Source organism: Ancrocorticia populi (genome assembly GCF_003123745.1).
GTDB lineage: Bacteria > Actinomycetota > Actinomycetes > Actinomycetales > Actinomycetaceae > Ancrocorticia > Ancrocorticia populi.
Window position 1 is genome coordinate 46,860 of the sequence record NZ_QETB01000005.1, and the last position, 24,905, is coordinate 71,764.

The window sequence follows — 24,905 nt, forward strand, 5'->3', positions numbered from 1 at the left end:
TGCCCGGCTTTGGTACCAGAAGTGCTGGAGCCGGGCACGTCCACTAACACCAATGAAGGGTATCTCTGTGTCAAAACTTTCACATCGGCGCCGTGTCGCTGGAGCCGTAGCCAGCGTGCTACTCGTGATGGGAACAGCCTCGGTGGCCACCGCCGATGAGCCGGATCCCGCCGATCAACCGTACCGTCCACTAGTTCATTTCACTCCCGAAATGAACTGGATGAACGATCCAAACGGCATGGTCTATGTAGACGGCGTGTACCACCTGTTCTTCCAGCACAATCCGGAAAGCCCCGCTTGGGGAAATCTGAGCTGGGGGCACGCGACCTCAGAAGATTTGCTCACTTGGACCGAGCAGCCCGTGGCAATTTCGCCGGGTTATGACTCGGACAATAAGATGATTGAGCAGATTTTCTCTGGCTCCGTCGTCGTCGACAAAAACAACTCGTCCGGTTTCGGTACGGAAGATAACCCACCACTCGTGGCGATCTACACGTCTGCCTACACGGACGATCATCCGCAGTACCCGAACCTGCAAGCGCAGTCTCTGGCCTACAGCCTGGACGATGGCTACACCTGGACGAAGTTCGAGCAGAACCCAGTCATTAACCGCAAATCGGCGAACTTCCGCGATCCTAAGGTGTTTTGGTACGACGACGGGGCCAGCGGCTACTGGGTGATGGTGGCAGTCGAGTCCGAAGACGAGAAGGTTGTGCTCTACAAGAGCACGGACCTGAAGGATTGGAGCGAGCTCTCGGAGTTTGAGAACCCCTCTGAGGTCCATGCGGGTTGGGAGTGCCCGGATCTCTTCGAGCTGCCCGTCGAGGGTGGCGAGCCGGGCGAGACCAAGTGGGTCATGGTCATTAGCCACGGGAACTCAATCGCTGGTGGCAGTGGTATGCAGTACTTTGTGGGTGACTTCAACGGCACCAAGTTCGTTGCTGAAGACATTGTGGATCCCAGCACGGCGCCGGAAGGAGTGGTCTTCGAGGACTTCGAGAATGGCTACGGCGGCTGGACGGTGGCGAACGATCCCACAAATGAGGCTGGCATTACCGATCCGTTTGGTACGGAGCCAAAGCTCGGGTCCGAGTCCGATTTCATCAATGGTTATGTTGACGATCATCTAGCTGAAAGCCTGACGCGTGGATGGAACCAGCGAACGGGTTCGCTGACCTCACCAAGTTTCACCATCGAAGATCCGTACATCAACTTCAAGATTGCCGGCGGTAACAACCCACACGTTGACGCGGAGCCAGCGGAAGCGAAAGTGGTGTATGACTTCGAGTCCGATCTGGACGATTCCTGGCCCGGGGACTTGGGCCGAACGGTTGCCACGCCTGAGACAGCACCTGAGGATCTCGGTGCGATCGGGGATGGTTGGTACAACACTGCGGTATCCGGACCTGATGGTAACGGCAACCAAGGTTGGATCGCTTCGCCAACATTTGAGGTCACCGGAGAGAACATCTCCTTCCTCTTGGGTGGAGGAGATCCCGCTAACGAAAACGCTGAAGTCAGGCTCCTGCATGGCGGTGAGACTGTAAAGACTGCGCGCGGATCGGGCGCACCCGAGCTCACGTGGGAGAACTGGGACGTCTCCGATCTGGTAGGTGAATGGGTTTAGTTCCAGATTATCGACAACTCTCCTGACACGTACTTGGCCGTTGATCAGGTGACAATGAGTGATTCCGGAGCCACGTCTTCTGAGGAGACCACCGTGAACCTGATCGTCGATGGGGAAGTGGTGCGGACCGCGACCGGTAACAACAGTCAGAACCTTGACTGGATTTCGTGGAACGTGGATGACCTTGAGGGTAAAGAAGCAACAATCAAGATCGTGGACAACAATACAGAAGACGACTGGGGCCACATCATGGCGGACCACTTCATGTTCGCCGATGAGCCGGCCTTGCCGGTCGCGGAGCAGTACAACTGGCTCGACTGGGGCCGTGACTACTATGCCGCCGTGACCTACTCCGACGCTCCCGTGGAAGACTCCGTGATCATGCAAGGCTGGATGAGCAACTGGCAGTATGCTGACCCAGAAATTCTTCCTACGGAGGCGTGGACCGGCTCCATGTCGCTTCCGCGTGAGGTCACTTTGGTGCAGACGTCGGCCGGACCCCAGCTCCAGCAGAAGGTCGTTGATCAGGCTGATGGAATCCTTGACACGGCCAACGCTGCCAGCGTGACGGAGCTAGCGCTGAGTTCGGGATCGCAGACGCAGGAGGTGTCCGGCGACGTCGTGAAGCTTGACCTGACGCTTGACCCAGGCGCGGCTAAGCGTGCGGGTATCACGGTATTCCAATCCGAAGACGGGACGGGCACCAAGATCGGCTACGATTCGGAGGCTGGGCGCGTGTACGTAGATCGGACGAACTCCGGTAATTCGGATTTCAGCCCGCTCTTTCCTTCCGTCGATGATGCTGCAGTTGTGCTGGATGAAGACGGCAATCTGACGCTGGAGATCTACCTCGATCGCGCATCAGTGGAGTTGTTCGCGAATGACGGCCTGCGCACCATCACGGATCAGGTGTTCCCAGAGGAGGGCGCCGATGGCATTTCCGCATGGGCCGAGAGCGGTGACGCTGAAATCGTGAACCTCACCGTCACACCGTTGAATCAGACCATGTTCCTTGGTGCCGATCCCGGTACGGATCCGACGGAAGAGCCCTCGGAAGAGCCAACTGAGGAGCCAACCGGTGAGCCCACGGATGATGCGACCGGTAATCCGACTCAGCAGCCAACCGAAGGTGCAACTGATGGGCCAACCGATGGCGCAACCGGTGAACCGACGGATGGCGCAACCGGTTCGGCTGACCACAACGGTTTCTTGCCAAATACCGGATTTGGAGGTGGCGCTCTAGCCGTCCTCGCGCTCGCATTGCTTGGCGGCGGTGTGCTGGCAGTAAGGCGGTCGGCAGCTAACCGCGGATAGAAAGGCTCAATACCAAGTGAGTGGCCCCGGCAAGTAGGATGCCGGGGCCACATTGTTTGCTTCAGTGCCCCCAGCGCGACTCGAACGCGCAACCTACGGATTAGAAGGCCGTTGCTCTATCCATTGAGCTATGGGGGCGGGCATTCACACTATATGCGGTGTGGCCCGCCCCCATCTAATCAGCTAGCGGCGCTGTTCAATGCAAATGCACACATGCCGTGCTGAATTCGCCACATTTTGGCGTGGGTGAAGGACAATAGAAGGGTGAAACCCAGAACAACGTCCCGCGAACTCGCCAGCCTTGTCGAGCGGACCATTTCTGCGTTGGAAAATGCCCGCTTGCCCTTACAGATGCCCGGATCAGAGCAACTGTCTGAGAGCCGCGCCCAGTTGATGACTCAGCTGCGTACCCGAATCCTGCCCCACCTGCGCACAGCTGAGCTGCCGGCAGTAGTGGTGTTTGGGGGGTCCTCCGGAGCGGGAAAGTCCACGCTGTTTAACTCGCTATTGGGCGAGGAGGTCTCTCCGGCCTCGGTGATTCGCCCCACCACACGGATGCCGCTGATCGCGGTACATCCTTCGGATGTTGTGGCCCTCGATGGTCACGGCCTGCTTGATATGGGCAAGCTCGTGGCAGTAGAAGGAGCGATCCCCGGAGTTGTATTGGTGGACGCACCGGACCTCGATTCGGTGGACGCCGCAAACCGCGAGCTTTCTCGCCGCCTCCTCGATGCGGCAGACCTGTGGGTTTTTGTCACCACCGCCGCCCGCTATGGTGACGCTCAGGCGTGGCAAACGCTGAGCGACGCGCACAGGCGGGGGATGACAACCGCAGTGGTCCTTAACCGTGTGGCGGACAGGGCGCGCTACACGGTCCGAAAGGACCTGACGCGGCGGATGAACGATGTGGGTATCGGCAATGATCCGCTGATGTTGGTTCCGGACGCGGGTCCTCATGAGGGCCTGCTAGAACCGGGACAAGTTGCGGAAGTGCGTACGTGGCTCGAAGCGATCGCTTCGGCCCGTATTGGTGCGGCGCTCGTGGATCGAACTACACAGGCAATGCTTCCCGAACTGCGGCGGCAACTTCTTGAGCTCTCGGATGCCGTTGAGATGCAGGCCAGCGCCGTAGAGCATCTCCGTGCCCAAGCGGAAGAAGCGCCGAAGAAGCCGCGCGAAAAGCTCGTCTCCAATGCGAAGATGGGACGATTCGGGCAGGGCGCCCCAACCACCGCGTGGCTTTCCTTTGCCTCGTCGGGCGGTGCGCTAGCTTCCCTCGCGGTTGGTGAAAAGCCCGGGCTGTTGGTGCGGAGGTATCAAGGGTCGCGCGATGCGGCAGTGACTACAGTGTTCGACGGCGTGATGTCGGCAATCCGAGCCGGCCTTGATCAGGCTGTCACAACTACAGACGAGGCGATCCGTCAGGCGTGGGATCAGGGAATGGTGGAAACGGCCGAGTTCCAGTTTGAAGCTGCAACCGTGCTCAACAAGCGCGAGATCATAGATACGGCCCTCTCGCGATGGAAGAGCGATGTCCTCACAATGTCGGCTGGTGTTGGCGATAATCCGTGGCTCGGTCACGGTGGGGTGGCAGCGCTGCTGGGAGCAGCTGCCGGCGGCGTGTCGGGTGCGGAACAGGCGTGTAGTCACCTGAAGGTGGCATCCAGCATCAGGAAGGCACGTGAATCGCTTGCCACTCACCTCGATGAGGCGGTTGGCGAGGTTGTCAGCGCTTACAATGGCGTTCTGGATCAGGTTCCGGTGGGTAACGGCAGGCAGCTGAGGCTTCGAGCAAGCGAATATTTGGATCGCGTCTAACTTGTGGATTTGCATCTGACCGGTGGGATAATGGTGAGAGTTCACTGTGAAAGGGGTAGGCGTGCCGGACAACCAAGACGTCAATGTTTCGAGCATCCTTGAGCGAATTTCGGAGCTTGACGAGGCCATCAGCGTTGGTGGCGATTACCTTGATCCTTATGTCGCCGCCCGCGCACAGAAGGAACTCCATGTGGCTCGGGAACGTCTTAATGCTGGAATGGGGCTGACAGTTGCTGCGCTGGCTGGCGGAACTGGTTCGGGAAAGTCCACACTGTTCAACGCTCTCACGGGCCTAGACTTTGCCCAGACAGGCGATATCCGCCCAACTACCCACGATCCAAGCGCCTGTGTGTGGAATGCCGATGCAGGCAGTCTGCTCGATATGATCGGCGTTCCCCGCGACCGTCGGATCGCTTACGAATCGATCTTGACTGCCGGCGATCACGATCTGGATTCTTTGGTTCTTGTTGATCTACCCGATCATGATTCGGTGGATATGGCTCATTCCGCCGCTGTTGGCCGCATTCTTCCTAAGGTGGACGTCCTCATCTGGGTGTTGGACCCGCAAAAGTACGCTGACCACCTCATCCACGAGAGTTACCTCGCGGCAATGCGCCAGCGTAAGGAACAGATGATTGTGGTGCTGAACCAAACAGACGCTGTTCCATCCCATTCGGTTGATGATCTCGTCAATGATGTTGAGCTTCTGTTAGAACGCGATGGCTTGGCGGGCGTGCCGGTGTTCGCAACTTCCGCGAAAACCAATGAGGGGTTGGCCCCGCTCAAGGATCACCTCCATCACGCTGTTCAACATACGGAGGCTGCCCTATACACGGCCTCGGCCGAGCTCGAGAGCATCCGCGAACGCGTGGCCGCCGGCGTCGGTAGCGAAGAAGCGGACGTTCAGGGAGAGTTCTTCAACGATCTCAACGATCAGCTTGTCGTGGCTAGTGGTATCCCCGCCGTCGAGGCATCACTGCGCCAGGCAGGCACTAACACCTCCAGTACGGTGATTACCAAGCCCGAACAGCCTTCCGCAGCCACGATCGTTGCGGCTCGCGACGCGTGGCTTGCCCACGTCAAATCAGGCCTTCCCACGCCATGGAAGAACGCGTTGGACTCCGCTGTGCCCGAATCCGAGGTGATTCGGCGCAACCTTGGCAGCAAGATACGCGGCGTCGCGATCCCCAAGGTTTCACGCGCCAAGATGTGGGGACTTCTCGCCGGCTTGGTTGTGTTTGCGGCGTGCGTTGCTTTGGCCGTGCTCGGCATACCCTCCGATACCACGTCCGTGCGGCTCGCGGTTGCGGGTGCTGGCTTGATTGTGGGTTTTACTTGCTTCATCGGTGGGCGCCATAGCCAGCGCAAATCGGGAGAGCGTTGTGCCCAAGAGTTTGGGAAGGCTGCCCGTTCGGCAGTTTTTTCGGCGACGACGGAGCAGCTTGTCAGCCCCTCCCGAACAGTCCTTGACCGTCACAGGACTGCACGGCAGGCCCTGCAAGCCTGAGTCTCGTGGTTCCCACAACAACGGTTCGTGGGGTTTTTCTCCACAGACCCGAGGCCTCACGTCGTACCTGACGTGAGGTTGAGACACTCTGGAAACTAATCAGACTGGCTGATTAGCAGAAGGAGTTCTTATGGCAAACGAAACGTATGTGACCGTCAGGGGTTTCACTGGAGCGGATCCTCGTCTTTTTCGCAATGAGGATGGTGGTACAACCGTCCTCTTTCGAGTTGGGGTGACTCCTCGGTCCTTCAACCGCAAGTCGGAGAAATTCGAGGATGGCGCGACCACATGGTATTCGATCCGGTGCTATGGGCCGCTCGCGGATAATGTAATCAATTCAGTTTTCCGCGGAACACCTGTGGTCGTGCGCGGGAAGCTTAGCCATCGCGAATCGGTTGATAAGGAAGGTGTGAACAGGTACGAGATCACCGTTGTCGCGGACTCGGTGGGTATTGATTTGAACACGGGTCAAGCTCGGTTCACATCTGTGAAGAACCAGCGTCTAGACGCCGTTCACGGTGAGCCCGCGGGCTCGGCAAGTGAGGTGCCTGTGGCAGACGAGGAGCCGCCATATTCGGCCGATGATCCGCTGGAATACAGCACCGATCCTGCCGGGAATCTTGCGGGTGTGAGCTAGGAGGGCTCAGGCGACTTTATGGAATCGGCCCTGTATCCTTGTACGGGGCCGTTTTCCTGCGGCCGATAGCAAGCAACAATTGGGATGGAGCCTCGTGGCAGAGTACATCTACCAGATGATTCGCGCGGATAAGCGCGTGGGTGACAAGACAATTCTTGATAACGTGACAATGGCCTTCTACCCGGGTGCCAAGATCGGCATGGTGGGTCCGAATGGTGCGGGTAAGTCCACGATCCTCAAGATCATGGCCGGTTTGGATGAGGCGTCCAACGGGGAGGCTCGGCTTACCCCGGGTTATAGCGTCGGCATCCTCATGCAGGAGCCGCCGCTCGATGAGGACAAGACAGTTCTAGAAAACGTGGAGCAGGGCCGCGCAGAGATTATCGGCAAGCTCCGCCGCTTCAACGAGATCGGCGAAGAAATGGCCGATCCCGATGCGGATTTTGACGCACTGATGGAAGAGATGGGCAAGCTTCAGGGAGAGATTGACGCCGCTGATGCGTGGGATTTGGACGCCCAGCTCCAGCAGGCGATGGATGCCCTTCGCTGCCCTCCGGGCGATGTGCCCGTGACCGTACTGTCGGGCGGCGAACGCCGCCGCGTGGCGCTGTGCCGCCTGCTTCTGGAGGCTCCGGACCTCCTGCTCCTCGACGAGCCCACCAACCATTTGGACGCAGAATCAGTCCTGTGGCTAGAGCAGCATCTTCAGAACTACCCCGGCGCCGTTATCGCTGTGACCCACGATCGTTACTTCCTTGATCATGTGGCTCAGTGGATCGCAGAGGTTGACCGTGGCCGGCTCTACGCATACGAAGGCAACTACTCCGCATACCTGGAGACCAAGGAAACCCGTATGGCGGTTCAGGGCAAGAAGGATGCCAAGCTTGCCAAGCGTTTGAAGGATGAGCTCGAATGGGTGAGGTCCTCCGCCAAGGGGCGTCAGGCCAAGTCCAAGGCCCGTTTGGAACGCTATGAGGAAATGGCGGCCGAAGCCGAGCGCACACGCAAGCTTGATTTCGATGAGATTCAGATTCCGCCCGGGCCAAGGCTGGGCAACATCGTGCTTGAAGCATCTGATCTGACGAAGGGCTTCGGAGATCGCGTGTTGATCGATGATCTATCCTTCACGCTTCCGCGTAACGGCATCGTGGGAATCATCGGGCCAAACGGCGTTGGAAAAACAACCCTGTTTAAGACGATCGTGGGCCTCGAACCCCTAGACTCCGGTGACTTGAAGATTGGTGATACCGTCAAGATCTCCTATGTGGATCAGAATCGTGCAGGCATTGATCCGAACCAGAGCCTATGGGAAGTGGTTTCGGACGGCCTCGATTACATTCAGGTAGGGAACGTTGAAATGCCGTCCCGCGCCTATGTCTCTGCCTTTGGCTTCAAGGGCCCAGATCAGCAGAAGAAGGCTGGCGTACTCTCTGGCGGAGAGCGTAATCGTCTCAATCTGGCGCTCACTCTCAAACAGGGTGGCAACCTGCTCCTGCTGGACGAGCCGACCAACGATTTGGACGTGGAGACACTCGGCTCGCTAGAGAATGCGCTCCTTCAGTTCCCGGGCTGCGCCGTGGTGATTACCCACGATCGCTGGTTCCTAGATCGGGTGGCCACGCATATCTTGGCCTATGAAGGAACTGAAGAGAACCCTGCGAACTGGTACTGGTTCGAGGGCAACTTCGAATCCTACGAGAAGAACAAGGTCGAGCGGCTCGGACCGGAGGCGGCCCGGCCGAAGTCGGTCACCTACCGGAAGCTCACTCGAGGCTGAGCTACTCCTTGATGGAGCGCAATCGCACCATGCCCTCTTGAGACATGGTGGCGATGTGCTTGCCATCTTGGAAGAACTTCGCGATGGAGAGCCCGCGCCCGTTCTGGGCGGACGGGCTCTCCAGATCCGCGAGGATCCAATCGGAGACGTCGAAGTTTCGATGCCACCAGATCGAGTGGTCCAGAGTAGCCACTGACGCCGCCGGATGCCCCCAGAATATGCCGGTGTTTCGCATCACTGGCTCTAGCATGAGCTGATCGCACGAATAGCCCAGCATCGCCCGTTGAAGGAGCTTTGAGGACCCCTCGGGCATCTTGCTGCGTGTACGAAACCAGATCTGCGTGTGGTTTGTTGGCGGATCAGCAGGGCGGACGAAGATGTTCCCATCAACGTGTCGCATGTCGATCGCATTAGTTGTAGACATGAGGTGGCCCCAGTGGTTATCCACCTGAGCAAAGAAGTCCACGGAGGAGGGCACTGATTCTGGATCCGGAGCCTCGGGCATTGGGGTACCGAAAGACGGCCCCGGCTGGAGCAGCTGGAAAGAGATCCGGGCAGTAAAGATGATCGTCCCGTTTTGGCGAGCGCGCACGCTACGGGTAGAAAATGACCGGGCGTCGTTGAGTTCAAACACCTCAAACTCAGTGGGGGTATCGGTACCCCCGGGCCGCAAGAAAGCCGCGGTGATGGAGTGAGCAAGCCGCTCATCTGGATCCGTCCCGAGGTTCACGGTATCGGCTGCGGCCACGGTGGCCTGAGCGAGGATCTGGCCACCGTACACGCGCCCGCCCAATTGGCGCATATTTGAGCCCCGATATGCGTTGTCTCCTAGCCGCTCCAGCCTCAGAGTGTTGAGGATGCTCGCCAGAGGCTCGTTTGTGCACTCGGGAAGCCCGATATATTCCGTCATGTAATTGTCCTTCTGCACTCGAATCAGACCACATCATGCTATCAATCCTGAATGCGTGATAAGCGCTCACTCGTTCGATGTAACGGCGTTTCAGGTCACCTTGCCCACTACATCACACGCGAAACCAACTATTACGGAACTTCAGTAACGGTGTTCATGTCACACTTCGTGCCAGTTCTGCAAACTGTTGCATGATCTGGCAAAATGGTGATGATCGAGGGCGATTACTTCCCGTCCCCTAAAGGAGTGGTGATGACAGAGCTGGCGCCAGGCAGAGACCTTCTAACGCAACTTGCCGAATCCTATGGCATAGCTACTGACTATTGGGCGTTCAACGGGGATCTTACTCAGGTCGCGGACTCGACCATTATCAAGGTATTGGGCGGGATGGGGGTGGATGCCAAGACGGAGCTTTCTGCCCGCGAGGCACTGCGCGATGCCGAACTGAGGCCGTGGCGCGAGGTGCTGCCCGAATGCACCGTAGTACCACAGGGGAGCGAAGTAGCCATTCCCGTTCATCTTTCGCATGGCGCGAAGGTGAGGGTTGAACTGACTTATGAAGATGGCAGAACCACCACTCTCTCGCAGGTGGAGGACTTCACGCCTCCGCGGGATGTGGACGGCCAGCTCACGGGTCAAGCCTCTTTCAAAATTCCGAACGATCTGCCACTGGGCTACCACAGACTCACCTGCAGTGTTGAACTCCCGATCGATCTTGCTCCTGAGGTCACGGATGCGCCGCTGATCGTGGTGCCGAATCGCCTGCCGTCTCCGGGTGAAAAAGGTGGAGACGGTTGGGGCGTCATGGCGCAGCTCTACTCAGTTTGTTCGAAGAACTCATGGGGCATTGGCGATACGTCGGACCTCAAGGAACTGTGCTCCCTAGTGGGCGCGGAAGGCGGAGATTTCCTCCTCATCAATCCGCTCCATGCCGCCGAGCCCGTCGGCCATATGACGCCCTCGCCCTACCTGCCAGTAACTCGCCGCTTCTTCAATCCGATCTATATCCGCCCCGAGGATATCCGCGAGGTGGCATACATGCCCAGCTCCCAGCGAGCCCTAGTGGAGTGGGCAGGGGAGGAACCAAAGAAGGCCGCGGTAACCCCAGGAACGATTGAGCGCGATTCTGCGTGGGAGGCGAAGCGTCAGGCGCTCGAACTGATCTTCAACGAGCCCCGTTCGGCCGCCCGCCAGCGTGATTTTGAGAGATTCCGTGTCGCCGAGGGAAGCGGCCTCGAGAACTTTGCCTTCTGGTGTGCGCTGCGCGAGAAGTACGGTGAGGATTTCCCGGAAGCGCTCCGGAGCCCGGCAACCCCGCAGGCCTCGGCCGAACGCGCAGCCCTGTCAGAGCGGATCGATTTTTACGCTTGGATGCAGTGGGTGATTGATGATCAGCTCGCTGAGGCTCAGCGCTCTGCGCTCTCTTCGGGCATGCACATTGGTATCTTTCACGATCTCGCGGTGGGCGTGCATGCCTGCGGCTCGGATACGTGGTCGCTGCCGGAAGCATTCGCTGATGGTGTAACCGTTGGTGCACCGCCGGATATGTACAATCAATTGGGTCAGAACTGGTCCCAGCCGCCATGGCGTCCGGATTCGCTGCGACGCTTGGCCTACGCTCCTCTGCGCGATATGGCCCGAACGGTTCTACGCCATGCTGGAGCCGTGAGAGTGGATCACGTGATGGGACTCTTCCGCCTGTGGTGGATCCCCGAGGGTAACGGTGCCTCGGATGGAGCTTACGTGCGCTTTGATCACGACGCGATGCTGGGTGTGCTCATGCTTGAGGCCCAACGTGCCGATGCTGTGGTAGTAGGCGAGGATCTAGGCAACGTAGAGCCTTGGGTTCGCGATTATCTTAATGCGCGCGGCATTCTGGGCACGTCTGTCCTGTGGTTCGAACAGAATCAGGATGGCCAGTTCAAGCGCCCGGAGGAGTTCCGCGCCCAGTCCCTCGTCACGGTAGACACCCACGATCTGCCCCCTCTGGCAGGTTATTTGGCGGGCGAGCACGTGGATCTGCGTGATCGGCTCCACCTGCTTACGGAGCCGGTGGAGGAGGTGCGCACAGACGCGCTAGCGGAGCGCGGCCGCATGGTGGATCGCCTGAGGGAATTCGGCCTGCTGTCCGATATCCCGACCGAACGTGAGATCATCGAGGCGATGCACTGCTATATCGCCCGCACTCCCGCTCAACTGTTGGCGATCTCGCTCACGGACGCGGTGGGTGAACGGAAGGCGCAGAACGTTCCGGGAACAGATCAGGAGTATGAGAACTGGCGCGTGCCGCTCACGGATAGCTCAGAAAACCTCGTTCTGGTGGAGGATCTGGCTAAGAATCCACGTCTCAACTCCCTCCTGCAACGTTTCAAGAAGGAACTCTCCGCAAGTCGCTCATAACCGGGGTAGTCTGGTGCCAGAGAAGCACTAACCGAACTGGAGTAGAGAGATGACGAAGGCTGAAGGTATACTTCACGCGCTTGGTGGCTCAGACAATCTGAAGAGCCTCGAACCGTGTATCACCCGTTTACGCGTTGTTGTCAACGATCCTGAGAAGGTCAACGAATCAGGGCTTCGTGAGTCTGGCGCATTCGGCGTGGTGCTGCAGGGTCAGGTAGTCCAGGTTGTTGTTGGCCCGGAGGCAGATGATCTTGGTGAGGCCATCAGCGAACTCACTAACGAGTAGCATCGAAAGGTAAGCCAATGACGCTGGTAATTGCCGCGCCAGTTTCAGGGGAGATCATTCCCATGCGGGACGTTCCCGATCCCGTGTTTTCTGCCATGATGGTTGGCCCGGGCGCCGCCATTGCTCCGTTCCCCGGTGGGCTCACGGTTGTGGCTCCTTGCGCGGGCACCGTCCGCAAGGTTCAGGCCCACGGAGTCCTCATCGATTCGGGTGATGGCATGGGCGTGCTGGTTCACCTTGGGTTGGATACGTGCGAACTCGATGGCGAGGGCTTCGACGTTCTGGTCAAGGACGGGCAAGAGGTAACGCAAGGCCAGCCGCTGGTGTTGTGGAATACGAGCGTCGCGACCGAAGAGGGCTACTCGCTGTGCTCGCCCATCGTTGTGGTTGGGGCGGACAAGAACGCAGTCTCCATCGTGGCGGAGGGTCCGAAGGTGGAGGCCGGTAAGCCCTTCCTCCACGTAGAGCAGTAGCGCTTAGATTAATAACGATGACGAAGCGGGCAGCCAAATGGCTGCCCGCTTGGCCACTCAGAGATCTGACGCAATCCCGGATTAGACGGTGGCGTCCACTTCCTGCGCCTTGAGGGCGCGCGCTGCCAGATCAACCGATTCAGAGACTAGGCGCACGCACGCCGGTGCGGCGCCCGCATGCTCGGCCAACCATTCCTCTCCTAGCCCCACGAGGTCAACACCAAGATCAGTGCGGCCGGTGAGCTGGATCGGGAACGCGTACTCCAACATGTTCTTCGCGATTTCTACGGTGTGGTTATCCCACTGGGCTTCGGCATCGGCGAAGTAGCGTTCGGCATACGGGACGAGGGATTCGGCCGAGGAGCGCGAGATACCCAAGCAGAGGTTGCGCTGAACTGTGTTGGATACCGTATCGCCGGTGATGTCCGCCCATACCTGCTCGCGCACCTCAGGGTTGGGGAGGGCGCCACGAGCCTGCGCGGAGTAGATCTGGCCGTATGAGGTGTTATCGCGCTCGTATTCGGCGGCAATCTCGTCCTCACCGATGTAACCGGCGGCGGCCAGTGCCACATGGATGAGCCAACGAACCTCCGCGTCAACTTCATAACCCTCGGGAACGCCTACACCGTCCAGCCAGCCGCGGACGCGGCCAAACTGTTCATCGGTCACGGCAAACCGCATGGCAGCACTAGCGATCTGTAGCTGATTGTCCGAGCCGGGTTCGGCCGAATCGAGGATCTGGAAGATCTGGTTCGCAACCTGAAGCTTGAGATTCTCGCGGCCCGCGGGTGCTGAGTAGAGGTTCGTGGCGGTGCCCAACTGGGCGATAACCTGACGCAACACAGTGCCGTCGGTTTCATCCGGCAGTGCCTTGAGCACAATGGCAGTGAAAGCGGTGGCCGAAAGCAGGCCGTCGCGGCACATGTTCCAAGCCGAGAGCAGCACCTGAGTACGGGCCAGATGATCGTCGAACGCGTCCAGATGCTCGATCGCAGTGTCTAGCGAATCTTCGTCCATCCGAATCTTGCCGTAGGCGTAGTCACCGTCATTCACCAAGATGAGTGCGGCGCGCTTCTTGCCAGCGAATTCTGGGACCTCGGTGGTTTCGCCAGCGATATCCAGCTCCGTGCTGATAGTGCGCACAAGGCGTCCGCCAACCAGATCGTAGCCGCCAACACCGATGCGGTGCGGGCGAAGCGAGGAACGGCCATCGGACTCTTGGAGGATGGAAAGGGACTGGACCACTCCGTCGTCGTCGGTAGAAATAACTGGGGAAAGTACGTTCACGCCGGACTCTTCAAGCCACAACTTCGTCCATTCGGACAGATCGCGTCCGGAGGACTTCTCCAACTCAACCAACAGATCCTTGAGTGTGGCGTTGCCCCAAGCATTCTGCTGGATGTACGCGCGCACGCCGGCAAGGAACTCCTCTTGGCCCACCCACGCCACGAGTTGCTTGAGCACGGACGCGCCCTTGCCGTACGTGATGCCGTCGAAGTTGATGAGTACGGTCTCGATATCTACGGCGTCGGCCGCGATCGGGTGAGTAGAGGGTAGCTGGTCCTCCTGCGTGGCCCATGACTTCTCGGAAGCGAGGAAGGTGACCCACGCGTCCGTGAGCGCCGTGTTGTTGACGGCGGCGAGGTGGCTCATGTACTCGGCGAACGATTCGTTCAGCCAGAGATCGTCCCACCACTTCATGGTGACCAGATCGCCGAACCACATGTGGGCCTGCTCGTGCAGAATGGTGATAAGGCGGCGATCGATCATCGCACCCGTGGGCTTGGTGCGGAATACGTAGGATTCCACGATCGTCACGTTGCCGGGATGTTCCATGGCGCCCGCGTTGTATTCGGGGCAGAAAATCTGATCGTACTTACGGAACGGGTAGGGGAAGCCGTAGTTGGCCTCATAAAACTCGAAGCCCTGCTTCGTGATGAGGAACAGCTCCTCAGGGTCCAAGTACTCCTTGAGGGACTTGCGGGCCCACACGCCCAGCGGAATATCGCGGCCGTCAACGCTATGGTACGAATCATTGCTATACCCATCGTAGGGGCCCGCGATGATCGAGGTTAGGTAGGTGGACATGCGCTCGGTGGGCGTAAAGCTCCACGTCGCGGTGCCGTCGCCTGCCGGGACGGGCTCGGGGCTGGGGGAGTTCGAGAACACGCGCCAGCTTTCCGGTGCCTTCACGGTGAAGGTGAAGTCCGCCTTGAGATCCGGTTGCTCAAAGTTGGCGAACACGCGGCGGGCATCAGCCACCTCGAACTGAGAGTAGAGGTAGGCCTCTCCGTCCGCGGGATCCACGTAACGGTGCAGGCCCTCGCCCGTGCGGGAGTAGTCCATCGTGGACTCCACGCGCACGGTGTTTTCCTCCGCGAGGTCCGTGAGCGGGAAGCGAGAATCGGCGAACGCGGCCGGATCCAGCGCCGTGCCGTTGAGGTTTACAGCCTCAACCGAGTTGGCGATGATGTCAAGGAAGGTGGATGCTCCGGACTTGGCCGAGAAATCGATCTCCGTGATGGCCGTGAAGGTTGTGTCCGAAACCGTCAGATCCAGATCTACCCGATAATGATGAGTTGAGACGATACTTGAGCGCTCCATGGCTTCGGTGCGCTGCAGGTTTGTGCCTGGCATGAGTGTCCTAACCGCGCCTAGCCTGTTGGGCGGCGCCTTCTATGAATAGTCCATAGATAAGATTACGCGAGGTCAGTGAATCCTTGCGACTTAGGCTGATCCGGTGTTCTATGGAGATATGAGTACACAGGTTGAGTTTTGGTTCGATGCGTCCTGCCCCTGGACGTGGATTACGTCGCGATGGTTGGTTGAGGTGGCTGAGGCTCGGGATCTCGATATCCAGTGGAAGCCGTTCTCGCTAGCCGTCCTAAATGAGGACAAGGATATTCCCGAGAATTACCGCGAGCACGTTGAGGAGGGCCGCATGGGCGCACAGGTTGCTGCCGGCGTAGCCGCCGAAGAGGGTAACGAGACCCTTGGACGCTTCTACGAAACGCTAGGCAGGCTCTATCACTCAGAAGGCCGGGTGAACGATCCGATCGCGATTAGTGAGGCGCTCACTGCTTCTGGTGCCGCGGCCGACATCATGGATCGGTTCGCCGATTTCGAAGATGCCGTTGCCGAATCCACCCATGCTGGGTTGGAGCTCGTTGGCGATGAGGTGGGCGTACCCATCATCGCGATCGACGGTGTGGCCTTCTTCGGGCCCGTCATCTCCCCAGCGCCGCACGGCGAAGACGCCCTCCGGTTGTGGGACGGATGCCTAGCACTCGCCCACACCCCCGGATTCTTCGAGCTGAAGCGCTCGCGGGACGTCGGGCCGATCTTCGATTAGGGCCTACCAGATCCGCACGCGCTCCTCGGGATCCAGATACAGCGCATCGCCAGCCTCAACGCCGAACGCCTCGGCGAAGGCATCAACGTTCTTGACTACGCCGTTGCAGCGGAATTCCGCGGGGGAGTGGGGATCGGTGGCGATCAGCGTCTCCAAGAGTTCGCTGCGGCGCTTCTCCTGCCAAATCCGTGCGTAGGAGAGCAGCACGCGCTGGGTGGCGGTGTAGCGATCGATCTCCGGCGCATCCTCTAGCGTTTGGCCCGCCCGGGCAAGTGCGATGGCGTAAGCCTTGAGTCCGATAGACAGGCCGCCCAAGTCACCGATGTTCTCACCAAGAGTGAGCGCGCCCTGAACGTGATGCGGGCTGTCCGGCCCGAACTGCTCAGGAATGTACTGCTCGTATTGGTTCACAAGCGCGCTGGTGCGCTTCTCAAACTCGGTGCGATCCGTTTCGGTCCACCAGTTGTGGAGCGCCCCGCTGGCATCGTACTTGGAACCCTGATCGTCGAAGCCGTGCCCGATCTCGTGGCCGATCACGGCGCCGATCCCACCGTAGTTGAACGAATCGTCGCGCTCGGGATCAAAGAACGGGAACTGGAGGATGGCCGCGGGGAACACGATCTCGTTCCACACCGGGTTGTAGTAGGCGTTGACGGTTTGCGGGGACATGAACCATTCGGACCGATCCATGGGCTTGCCCAGCTTCTCGATGCCGCGGTTGAATTCGAACTGGTTGATCTGACGGAGGTTCTCCACCAGATCATCGCCGATCGTCAGCGCAGAATAGTCCAGCCACTTGTCCGGGTAGCCGATCTTGGTGACGAAGGAATCTACCTTCTCAAGGGCTTTGGTCTTAGTGTCCGAACCCATCCAGTCGAGCCCGCGGATGGACTGGCGGTAGGCCTCCAGCAGATCATCAACCAACTGGAGCATGGCTGCCTTGTGATCCGGCGGGAAGTGGCGCTCAACGTAGAGCTTGCCCACGGCCTCTCCCAGAGACCCGTTCACTAACTGCACGCCACGCTTCCAGCGCGCACGCTGTTCGGTGGTGCCGGACAGAACGCGCCCGTAAAAATCGAAGTTGGCGCGATCGATCTCCTCGGTCAGCACATTGGAACGCCCGCGGAGCACCCGCCAGCGGCTGTACTCCTTGAGATCGTCGAGCGGAGTCTCGGCCCACACCCGCGCGCTGCCAGCCAGAGCGTCCGGCGTCATGACGATCACGTTGGCCAGCTTGTCCTCCGTGAAGCCAGCTGCCTTCATGGCGCCCGCCCAGTTGAATCCCGGCGCCGATGCCACGAATTCATTCCAAGACATCGGGTTGTTGATCTTGTCCGTGTCGCGCGAATCCACCACGTTCATATGGGTGGCGGCAAACGCCTTTTCCAGTCCGAACACGGTCGCGGATTCGGTTTCGGCCACGGCATCGGTGAGTCCATAGCCCAGCTTCATGAAGCTGGTGGTAAATGCCCGGTATTTCTCCAGCACCTCGGCGAACTGAGGCTCGCGATAGTAGGCCTCGTCCGGCAGTCCGATGCCAGCTTGGAAAAGGAACGCCACGTATCGCTCGGGATCGTTCAGATCGGTATCCACATTGATGCCGAAGAATGTCCCGACCCCCGTGGGCATGAGCGAACCGACGGCCACCGCCAGCTCATCCTTGGAGGTTGCCCGGTTAATTGCCTGAATGTCCCCGGCCAAAGGCTCGGTTCCCTTGGCGTTGGCGGACTCGGTGTTCATCCACGAGTTAAAGAAGCTGGCAACCTTTTGAGCCTCGCCCTCGGTGGGGTTCTTTGCGGAGATCTCCTCGATGATGTCGCGTACCTGCTCCTCTGCCTGAATGTGCAGGGCAGTGAAGGAGCCATCCGAGGAAAGATCGGCGGGGATCTCGTAGGTATCCAGCCAGGTTCCGTTCACTGCACGGAACAGGTCATCTTGGATACGCACGTTGGGATCTGCTGCCTCCAGCACACGCTGAAGGTGAATGTTCGATGTGGTCATGCAAATTAGCATACGCACCGCAGCCCATCGGCACCCACATTTCTCCACTGCGCGAAAGGAATGCGATTAGAATGGGCCGCATGCGAGTACATATTGCATCGGATCATGCAGGATTCGAACTAAGAGAGTACGTTATCCCGAAGCTCAAGGAAGCCGGCTACGAGGTAGTAGATCACGGCGCCACAACCTACGATTCCTTGGACCATTACCCCACCATGTGCATCCCTTGCGCGGAGGCAGTGGTGGCGGATCCGGGTTCACTCGGCATCGTCATTGGCGGTTCGGGCAACGGCGAACAAATCGCCGCTAATAAGGTGAAGGGCGCACGCGCGATCCTCGCCTGGAATCAGGACACAGCCGCGCTTGGCCGCGAGCACAACAATGCAAACGTGATTGGCATCGGTGCGCGCCAGCACGCCCCGGAAGAGGCGTGGACGCTCATCAAGACCTTCCTCGAGACCCCGTGGAGCGAAGAGGATCGCCATCAGGCGCGCGTTGATCTCCTGACCGAATACGAGGACAAAACCAAGAAGTAGCGGCTAGATATAGATAGCCGGATCGATGGTGTAGGCGGGTGCGGCGTGGTCCCGGTAGCTTGCTGGGACGCCCACCGCCGTGTGGTGTGCGGGTAGATCCCTAACGACGACGGCGTTTGCTCCGATACGAGCCTTATCTCCGATAGTTACGGGGCCGAGTACTTTAGCTCCCGCACCCACCACTACACCGTCGCCCAGCGTTGGGTGGCGCTTCGTGGCGGTCAATGATGTACCGCCTAGCGTGACGCCATGGTAAAGCATGCAATCGCGGCCAATCTGCGAAGTCTCGCCGATTACCACGCCCATGCCGTGATCGATAAAGAGTCGTGGCCCGATCTGGGCACCAGGATGAATCTCAATGCCGGTGATTCCGCGGACCAGCTGTGAGAATAGGCGGGCGGGAAGCTTGAAAGCGCCGCCGCGCTTCCAGACGGCGTGGGCTAGGCGATAACCCCACACGGCGTGGACGCCGGGGTAGGCAAGTGCCACCTCTAACCGGTTGCGGGCAGCCGGATCGTGATCACAGGCAGCCTGCAGATCATCGTTCAGGACCCGAACAAACTTGTTGAGATGTGCACCCATCCCAGTTCCTCTCATTGGACGCCCGGCGATAAGCCGTGCAGCCAATTGTGCCATCTGGGCGCGTAATGTCCCAAGATCTCCTCAGACTGGACAATTTTCCCTCTTAATGAGTAGGACCGAACGCCTATGAGTTAGCTCATAGGAAATGGTTAGGTTGAAATTGCAAACCTCGAAAACTCATCTTTGGAGGATTGAGAAATGAAACGACGTCTAATCGCCGCGTTTGTCGCGGCTTTGTTGGTTTCTACTACCCCCCTATAGCGGTGGCGTCTGAATCTGATGATTCGCCAGCGGGTGGCGAGGGCGTAGATTACAGTTTGACGGAAATACCAGCGTCCCAACAAGAACGGGAAGAAGCGGAGCGAAACTATAGCCTCGCTGTTGACCCAACAGATTCACTATCAGTTGCTGGTTCTGAAGGCCAGACGGTCGAACCTCAAAGCGATTACGTAACACATTACAGAATGGCGAACAAAAGCGTGAAGAAGAGTCAAAAAGGCCCACAATTCGCCTCATGCACTATTTTGAAGAATGGTGGAACCTGCAACATTGGTAAGGGTAAGACGCTCAATAGAACGATAAATCTCTCGCTCGGGGTAACTCGAAATTGCGCAGCGGGTCAGCTCGGAATTTCAGCTGCGAAGACGACCACAACAACGGTTGTTTGCAACTCTCCCGCCATGAAGAAAGGTGAGGTGTGGCGCGGCTACTCGATGGGTTCACGTCACAAGTACAGGGTAAAGAAACTGACATACTATAAGGGGCGTGAGCTCGTTGATACTCAGACTTCGGGCTGGCTTTACGCCTTCAACCCATGTCGAAGTGATATCGCTTGTGGGTAGCGGCGCAATGACACGAGCAAAAAGGATCATCGCAGGAGCTGCTTGTATTGTTGCCCTGTCAGGGTGCGGAACAAGTGAGGATGAACAGACCTCGATGAACGAGTTCTGGGGAAAAGAAACCAGCGATATAGGCTACACGTACGACGAACTCCTCGAAGATCGAAACGTGGTTGTTCAAGACTTGTCTGTTCCAGTTAGCGGAGTTGATGAAAGCGAGTCCTTCAACGCTCAGACTAACTGGGAAGACTCCGGCTACGTCATCCTGACCGCCTGTGGCACAGGCGATTATTTGGAGGACTCGGATCTGCTTGAGTTCATCGTGACTGCCAAGGATGGCATGCCCGAGGACATGGTGGACAAAGCGGTTAACGGAGACTACTGGGAGTGGCTGACTCCCGGACAGTGCCCGGGAACCTAGCCACTCCCAACAGCTATTAGTCCAGCAGGCCCTCGAAGAGAGGCGTGGAGAGGTAGCGCTCGCCGAAGTCCGGGATAATTGCCACGATGGTCTTGCCTGCGGCCTCCGGGCGCTTCGCGATCTGGAGCGCTGCGTAGAGCGCGGCACCCGAGGAGATACCCACGAGCAGGCCCTCTTGAGTGGCCGAGTCGCGAGCGGTCGCAATTGCGACATCACCAGATACGGCAATTACTTCGTCATACAGATCCGTGTCCAGAACGTCCGGCACGAAGTTGGCGCCGATGCCCTGAATCTTGTGGGGGCCAGCCTTGCCTTCGGAGAGTAGGGGAGATTCGGCAGGCTCGACGGCCACGATCTTGACATCCGGGTTGTGCTTGCGCAGTGCGCGCCCGGCGCCCGTGATGGTGCCGCCAGTGCCGATTCCGGAGACGAAGTAATCGATCTTGCCATCGGTATCGGCCCAGATCTCCTCACCTGTGGTGGCCTCATGGATGGCAGGATTGGCCTCGTTGGCAAACTGGGAAGCGAGGATGGCTCCGGGGATGCTCTCTACAAGCTCGTTAGCCTTGTCAACGGCGCCCTTCATGCCGCCGGCTGGCTCGGTGAGGACTAGTTCGGCACCGAAAGCACGCAGGAGGGCGCGGCGCTCCTTGGACATGGAGGAGGGCATTGTCAGGATCACGTGGTAACCGCGTACGGCACCCACCCAAGCCAACCCGATGCCGGTGTTGCCAGAGGTGGCCTCGACGATCGTGCCGCCTTCAGAGAGCGCGCCAGCCTTCTCGGCGGCATCCACGATCGCTACGCCGATGCGGTCCTTAACCGAGTTAGCGGGGTTGTAGAACTCGAGCTTTGCAAGAACTGTCGCCTCAGAATCGCCAGCGAGGCGATTGATGCGAACGAGCGGCGTGCCGCCCACGAGCTCGGTTGCGTCCTGATAGATCTTTGCCATTGAGGGATCTCCTTATTTATTTCTTGCGCTTGGAACTAACCAACCACAAAATAGGGTTTATGTCTAGAGTTTAAGATTTTTTACTGCTATTCCGTTAGAAATCCCGCCCCATGGACGCTCGTGAGCCGCCTCTCCGGAGGCGTCTGGCCGAATGGTCCCGCCGGAGAGCTGGGCGAGAAGAGTGGTGAGCTTCTGACCGTGGGCTGTTGGAATGTCCAGCCTGACGCCCTCGGCAAGATATTCGGGCGTTCCATCAAACCCCGTGTTGCCCAGCTCTGAGATGTAGCGTCCGGCATCCTTGTGGGGCAGGATGGCGCTCCAAACAGGTACGACCTCCCGGGTAAGTAGCTCCGCGCCTTCGAGCGTTTGCCTGACCGCACCCGAGTAGGCGCGCACCAGCCCGCCGGTGCCGAGTAGCGTTCCACCGAAATACCTGCTTACAATCGCCACCGCGTCGGTAAGCCCCATTCCGACGAGCGTATCGAGTATGGGACGGCCGGCCGTGCCGGAGGGTTCGCCGTCGTCGGACGAATGTAAAACTGGGGAAGAACCACGGATGGATACCACGAAGCCCGTGCAATGATGCCGTGCATCGGGAAACTGGGAACGTCGCGCACCGATTCGCTCCCGGGCCTGCTCCGGCGAATCGATGCGGGAGACTTCGGCAACGAAGCGCGATCTCTTGATCTCCAATTCGCCGGTCAGGCACGCGCCCTGAGGTAGTACGAGTTCGCTCACCCGCCTATTCTATGCGGCGATGTGATCAAGTACTCTAGGTTGGGCCGGGCAAAGTCCGCCCCCGGAATAGCGGGCGTGGGCCAACTCGGGTACAGTAAACACTTGTGCGTATTGCCTCAGGCAATGCGGTTAGACAGATGGCTGCTACCGGGCAGTCAGAGAATCGAGAGGAGCGGCATCATGGCAGTACCTAAGTTCAAGATGTCCCGCAGCAATACCCGCTCTCGCCGTTCCCAGTGGAAGGCTGAGGTTCCTAACCTCCAGACCGTCCGCGTTCAGGGCCGCGAAGTGCGCATTCCCCGTAAGCTCGCTAAGGCTTACAAGAATGGCTTGCTCGCGGACTAGTTAAACGTTCAGAAAGAACCCGGTTACCTGAAAGGTGGCCGGGTTCTTTCGCGTGGGCGCTATCCTTGGGGAAGGTACAAGGAGGCGGCATGAAACTCACAGAACTCGGAAAAGTCATCGGTAGCTCTGCCACAAAGGTGGTTCGGCGGGGCGGAATGCCGGCGGGGGACTTGCCTGAGCTGACCCGGACGGTCAATGCCTCGAGAGAGCTACGCGGTGAGATTGCTGGCGTTTTTGGCGCGGCTTCTGGAGAATGGCTCTCACCCGCACTCCTCCATGCCCTGTGTTTCCCGGTGAGCCTCGAGTTGCTTGCGGACCCTCGGCTGCCAGTCCAGCCTCTCGGGACAGTGGTGACCAGCCAAGCGTGGAGTTTGGATGCGCCGGTGGGGCCGGGCGAGCTGATACTAAAGGCCCGAGTTGCGGCGGTGGGACGCGACCGTTCGGGCGCCACCGTCACGGTCGAATGCACGCTCTCACGCGAGGGCATCGTCTGCTACACGGAATGTACGAACTATCTGGATAAGTCGGGTAAGGGTGAGCTGGGGGCTGCCGGGGCGGCGCCCGAGCTAGCTCGCAGCGCTCCCCGCCTCCGCGAGGATTTTGGAGTAGGACGTACCGGGCACCTTGAAATTGGGCAGCGCCATGCGCTCGCGGTGGGAAGGTTTGGCCCGCAGATTAGCAAGAAATGGGCTCACGCCACCGGAGACATTAACCCGATTCACGTGTCAAAGGTGAGCGCGCGAGCTTTCGGCTATCGCTCTGTGATCCTCCACGGTGCGGCTGTTGACGCGTGGGCGGCCTGCGAGCTTGGGCTTACTGGGGCCGAACCCTGCCGTGGTGCAGCCGCGTTCCGCGCCCCGGTGCTCTTGCCCGCTGCTCTTGAACTCGTGGCCATGGATGATGAGAATTTCGCCGTGATTGACTCGGGAACCGGGCGGGATCTGGTTCATTTGCGGTATTCGGGAGGGCGTGGATCGGCCGGTCAGCAGGACACTGGTGGGGCGATCGTGCTACCCCGACGCGACGGCCGGTCAAGCAGCACGGCCGTGTGCCAGGGGATGTGTGCCGGGGCATCCGTGGGCCTGCCGCGCCTGCGAGAGAAGGTTGAGAGCTCCGTGCCGTGGCGAAAGCACTACCGCGATGCCATGGAGGAGATGAGCTGGTTTGATGCGCCGGAGCGTGGGCATGACTGTGCCGAGGCGGGCTTGGAGGCGCTCGGCTCTATCGTGCATTTCGCCGATGGCCGGACGCTCTCCGAGGCCGTCATCAAGGATCCCGGTGGGGATGGCGGCGGCGTTGTGGTGGGCGCTGGCGCCGGTGGCGCCACCACAGGATTGCCGTTTTCGGACAGGCTGCACCAGTGGCACAAGGACGGCATGCTGCAGCCGGGCGCATATACCGCGCTGAGTGATGTGATCGCCAATCCGGCCCTACTCCGGGCCGAAGGGATCACCTTCGTGTGTCTTGGCGCGGGGGCCGAACTTTCGCCTGCCCGCCAGCTCCTTCAGTGGGGCTGTGACGTCGCGGCCGTGGTACGGCCAAGCTCCAAGCGGAGGGCCGGTCTTTTGGGCGCGGCCCAAAAAGGTACTGGGAGGCTCTACCTTTCTCCCGAGGGGGCGAGCGATGTTGTGGACGCGCCCGAGAGGGTGGCCGGCTGGATCGCTGAGCTACCTGGGCGGCTGGTGACCGTTGATTCGTTGTACGCCCCCGGTTCAGCCTTTTTGTTGGCGGCCGCTGGGGCCGACGTCGTAGAGCGGCTCGTGTGCGAGGTGCGTTCAGACACGATGCTGGCCTGGATCGGGAGCCCCACCGATGCGTACCGGCTGGAGGGGGAGCCGCGGGCTGTGTTGGGTAGTGGAGCACTTGCCAAGACCGTCTCGGGGTTTGCTGCCGTTCGGCGCGTGCGTCCTGGCCGGATCGGGGGCGTGTACCCCGGATTCGTTGATGTGCAGGGCCCGAATTATGCCGCGGCGAAGAGAATCGGAAGGTGGCGAGCAACCGTCGAGTGGGAGGCCGGACGTGACGTCTCATTCAACGTTGGCCCGATGTCCCTCACCCGGTCCGTCACGAGCAACAGGACGCTGAAGACCGCCTATGCAGGCCTAGAGCAACTAGGGATGCCGCCCCTTGCCGCGGATACCTCTGCCACCCTGATGGCTGCGCTCCTTCTGTGGGACGTTCACCATCCCGAGGCCGCGCAGCACTCCAATACTTTCCTAACTGATAAGGCCATTGATTGTGGCTTCTTCTCCAGCCCCTACGAGCCCAACGGGCTCATGGAGCTGGCTGTGGCGCTGGGAGCCGGAGGCGGCATCGCCTCTGGCATCAAGCGACTTCTATGAGTTCGAAGGAGCCAGTACCTGACACTCTTGAGCGAGCTTGGTAACAGC

Annotated in this window: 20 protein-coding genes and 1 tRNA gene; 14 read left to right on the plus strand and 7 right to left on the minus strand. The window is 59.4% G+C overall.

The window, feature by feature from the left end; all coding sequences use genetic code 11:
* Positions 1–67 precede the first annotated feature (67 nt).
* Both DD236_RS12225 and DD236_RS12230 read left to right on the plus strand, forming a co-directional pair.
* Complete coding sequence (locus DD236_RS12225; protein ID WP_207785786.1) at positions 68–1,627, plus strand: glycoside hydrolase family 32 protein; 1,560 nt, start codon at positions 68–70, stop codon at positions 1,625–1,627.
* Between the two features lie 54 nt (positions 1,628–1,681).
* Positions 1,682–2,941, plus strand: a complete 1,260-nt coding sequence (locus DD236_RS12230) for a GH32 C-terminal domain-containing protein (RefSeq protein WP_207785787.1) — start codon at positions 1,682–1,684, stop codon at positions 2,939–2,941.
* A gap of 65 nt (positions 2,942–3,006) precedes the next feature.
* Here DD236_RS12230 and DD236_RS09460 read toward each other — a convergent pair.
* Positions 3,007–3,079, minus strand: a tRNA-Arg gene (locus DD236_RS09460).
* Positions 3,080–3,205: 126 nt separating this feature from the next.
* On the opposite strand from DD236_RS09460, the gene DD236_RS09465 reads away from it, so the two are divergent.
* The 4 genes from DD236_RS09465 to ettA all read left to right on the plus strand — a co-directional run bounded on the left by DD236_RS09465 (position 3,206) and on the right by ettA (position 8,680).
* Positions 3,206–4,759 carry a GTPase gene (locus DD236_RS09465; protein WP_133246091.1) on the plus strand — a complete coding sequence of 518 codons (1,554 nt, stop codon included), beginning with the start codon at positions 3,206–3,208 and terminating at the stop codon, positions 4,757–4,759.
* A gap of 61 nt (positions 4,760–4,820) precedes the next feature.
* Positions 4,821–6,266, plus strand: a complete 1,446-nt coding sequence (locus DD236_RS09470; protein ID WP_109094158.1) for a GTPase — start codon at positions 4,821–4,823, stop codon at positions 6,264–6,266.
* 130 nt (positions 6,267–6,396) lie between these two features.
* The gene (locus DD236_RS09475; RefSeq protein WP_109094159.1) at positions 6,397–6,903 is read left to right on the plus strand and encodes a single-stranded DNA-binding protein; all 507 of its coding nucleotides are present in this window, start codon (positions 6,397–6,399) and stop codon (positions 6,901–6,903) included.
* A 94-nt stretch (positions 6,904–6,997) separates the two neighbouring features.
* Positions 6,998–8,680 carry an energy-dependent translational throttle protein EttA gene (gene ettA / locus DD236_RS09480; protein WP_109094160.1) on the plus strand — a complete coding sequence of 561 codons (1,683 nt, stop codon included), beginning with the start codon at positions 6,998–7,000 and terminating at the stop codon, positions 8,678–8,680.
* Position 8,681: 1 nt separating this feature from the next.
* On the opposite strand, the gene DD236_RS09485 is transcribed toward ettA, so the two are convergent.
* Positions 8,682–9,590: an acyl-CoA thioesterase gene (locus DD236_RS09485; protein ID WP_109094161.1), complete on the minus strand. Its 909-nt coding sequence runs from the start codon at positions 9,588–9,590 to the stop codon at positions 8,682–8,684.
* A 252-nt stretch (positions 9,591–9,842) separates the two neighbouring features.
* On the opposite strand from DD236_RS09485, the gene malQ reads away from it, so the two are divergent.
* Genes malQ through DD236_RS09500 form a run of 3 tightly spaced genes read left to right on the plus strand, consistent with a single transcriptional unit; the run spans position 9,843 to position 12,749 of the window.
* Positions 9,843–11,990: a 4-alpha-glucanotransferase gene (gene malQ, locus DD236_RS09490; RefSeq protein ID WP_109094162.1), complete on the plus strand. Its 2,148-nt coding sequence runs from the start codon at positions 9,843–9,845 to the stop codon at positions 11,988–11,990.
* A gap of 49 nt (positions 11,991–12,039) precedes the next feature.
* Positions 12,040–12,276: a PTS sugar transporter subunit IIB gene (locus tag DD236_RS09495; protein ID WP_109094163.1), complete on the plus strand. Its 237-nt coding sequence runs from the start codon at positions 12,040–12,042 to the stop codon at positions 12,274–12,276.
* A 17-nt stretch (positions 12,277–12,293) separates the two neighbouring features.
* Positions 12,294–12,749, plus strand: coding sequence for a PTS sugar transporter subunit IIA (locus DD236_RS09500; protein ID WP_109094164.1), 456 nt, complete (start codon positions 12,294–12,296; stop codon positions 12,747–12,749).
* 81 nt (positions 12,750–12,830) lie between these two features.
* Here the strand turns inward: DD236_RS09500 and pepN are convergent, their stop codons facing one another.
* Positions 12,831–15,386, minus strand: a complete 2,556-nt coding sequence (pepN, locus tag DD236_RS09505; protein ID WP_109094165.1) for an aminopeptidase N — start codon at positions 15,384–15,386, stop codon at positions 12,831–12,833.
* 118 nt (positions 15,387–15,504) lie between these two features.
* Between pepN and DD236_RS09510 the strand changes: the two genes are divergently transcribed.
* Complete coding sequence (locus DD236_RS09510) at positions 15,505–16,101, plus strand: mycothiol-dependent nitroreductase Rv2466c family protein (protein ID WP_109094166.1); 597 nt, start codon at positions 15,505–15,507, stop codon at positions 16,099–16,101.
* A gap of 3 nt (positions 16,102–16,104) precedes the next feature.
* Here DD236_RS09510 and DD236_RS09515 read toward each other — a convergent pair whose 3' ends face one another.
* The gene (locus DD236_RS09515; RefSeq protein WP_109094344.1) at positions 16,105–18,102 is read right to left on the minus strand and encodes a M13 family metallopeptidase; all 1,998 of its coding nucleotides are present in this window, start codon (positions 18,100–18,102) and stop codon (positions 16,105–16,107) included.
* Positions 18,103–18,182: 80 nt separating this feature from the next.
* Between DD236_RS09515 and DD236_RS09520 the strand changes: the two genes are divergently transcribed.
* Positions 18,183–18,638 (plus strand): ribose-5-phosphate isomerase, encoded by a 456-nt coding sequence (locus tag DD236_RS09520; RefSeq protein WP_109094345.1) that lies wholly within the window; start codon positions 18,183–18,185, stop codon positions 18,636–18,638.
* A 3-nt stretch (positions 18,639–18,641) separates the two neighbouring features.
* Here the strand turns inward: DD236_RS09520 and epsC are convergent, their stop codons facing one another.
* Complete coding sequence (gene epsC, locus DD236_RS09525; protein WP_109094167.1) at positions 18,642–19,220, minus strand: serine O-acetyltransferase EpsC; 579 nt, start codon at positions 19,218–19,220, stop codon at positions 18,642–18,644.
* 936 nt (positions 19,221–20,156) lie between these two features.
* Here epsC and DD236_RS09530 point away from each other — a divergent pair.
* The gene (locus DD236_RS09530) at positions 20,157–20,480 is read left to right on the plus strand and encodes a hypothetical protein (protein ID WP_109094168.1); all 324 of its coding nucleotides are present in this window, start codon (positions 20,157–20,159) and stop codon (positions 20,478–20,480) included.
* Positions 20,481–20,496: 16 nt separating this feature from the next.
* Here DD236_RS09530 and cysK read toward each other — a convergent pair whose 3' ends face one another.
* Together cysK and DD236_RS09540 are read right to left on the minus strand one after the other, a co-directional pair.
* A complete protein-coding gene (gene cysK, locus DD236_RS09535; RefSeq protein ID WP_109094169.1) occupies positions 20,497–21,432 on the minus strand; it encodes a cysteine synthase A in 936 nt (311 codons plus the stop codon).
* A 63-nt stretch (positions 21,433–21,495) separates the two neighbouring features.
* On the minus strand, positions 21,496–22,170 hold the full coding sequence (locus tag DD236_RS09540) for an IMPACT family protein (protein ID WP_109094170.1): 675 nt from the start codon (positions 22,168–22,170) through the stop codon (positions 21,496–21,498).
* 180 nt (positions 22,171–22,350) lie between these two features.
* On the opposite strand from DD236_RS09540, the gene rpmF reads away from it, so the two are divergent.
* Both rpmF and DD236_RS09550 read left to right on the plus strand, forming a co-directional pair.
* Positions 22,351–22,515 (plus strand): 50S ribosomal protein L32, encoded by a 165-nt coding sequence (rpmF, locus tag DD236_RS09545; RefSeq protein WP_109094171.1) that lies wholly within the window; start codon positions 22,351–22,353, stop codon positions 22,513–22,515.
* A gap of 89 nt (positions 22,516–22,604) precedes the next feature.
* Entirely contained in the window at positions 22,605–24,857 is a 2,253-nt protein-coding gene (locus DD236_RS09550) for a hotdog family protein (RefSeq protein WP_109094172.1), read from the plus strand.
* Positions 24,858–24,905: the final 48 nt, after the last annotated feature.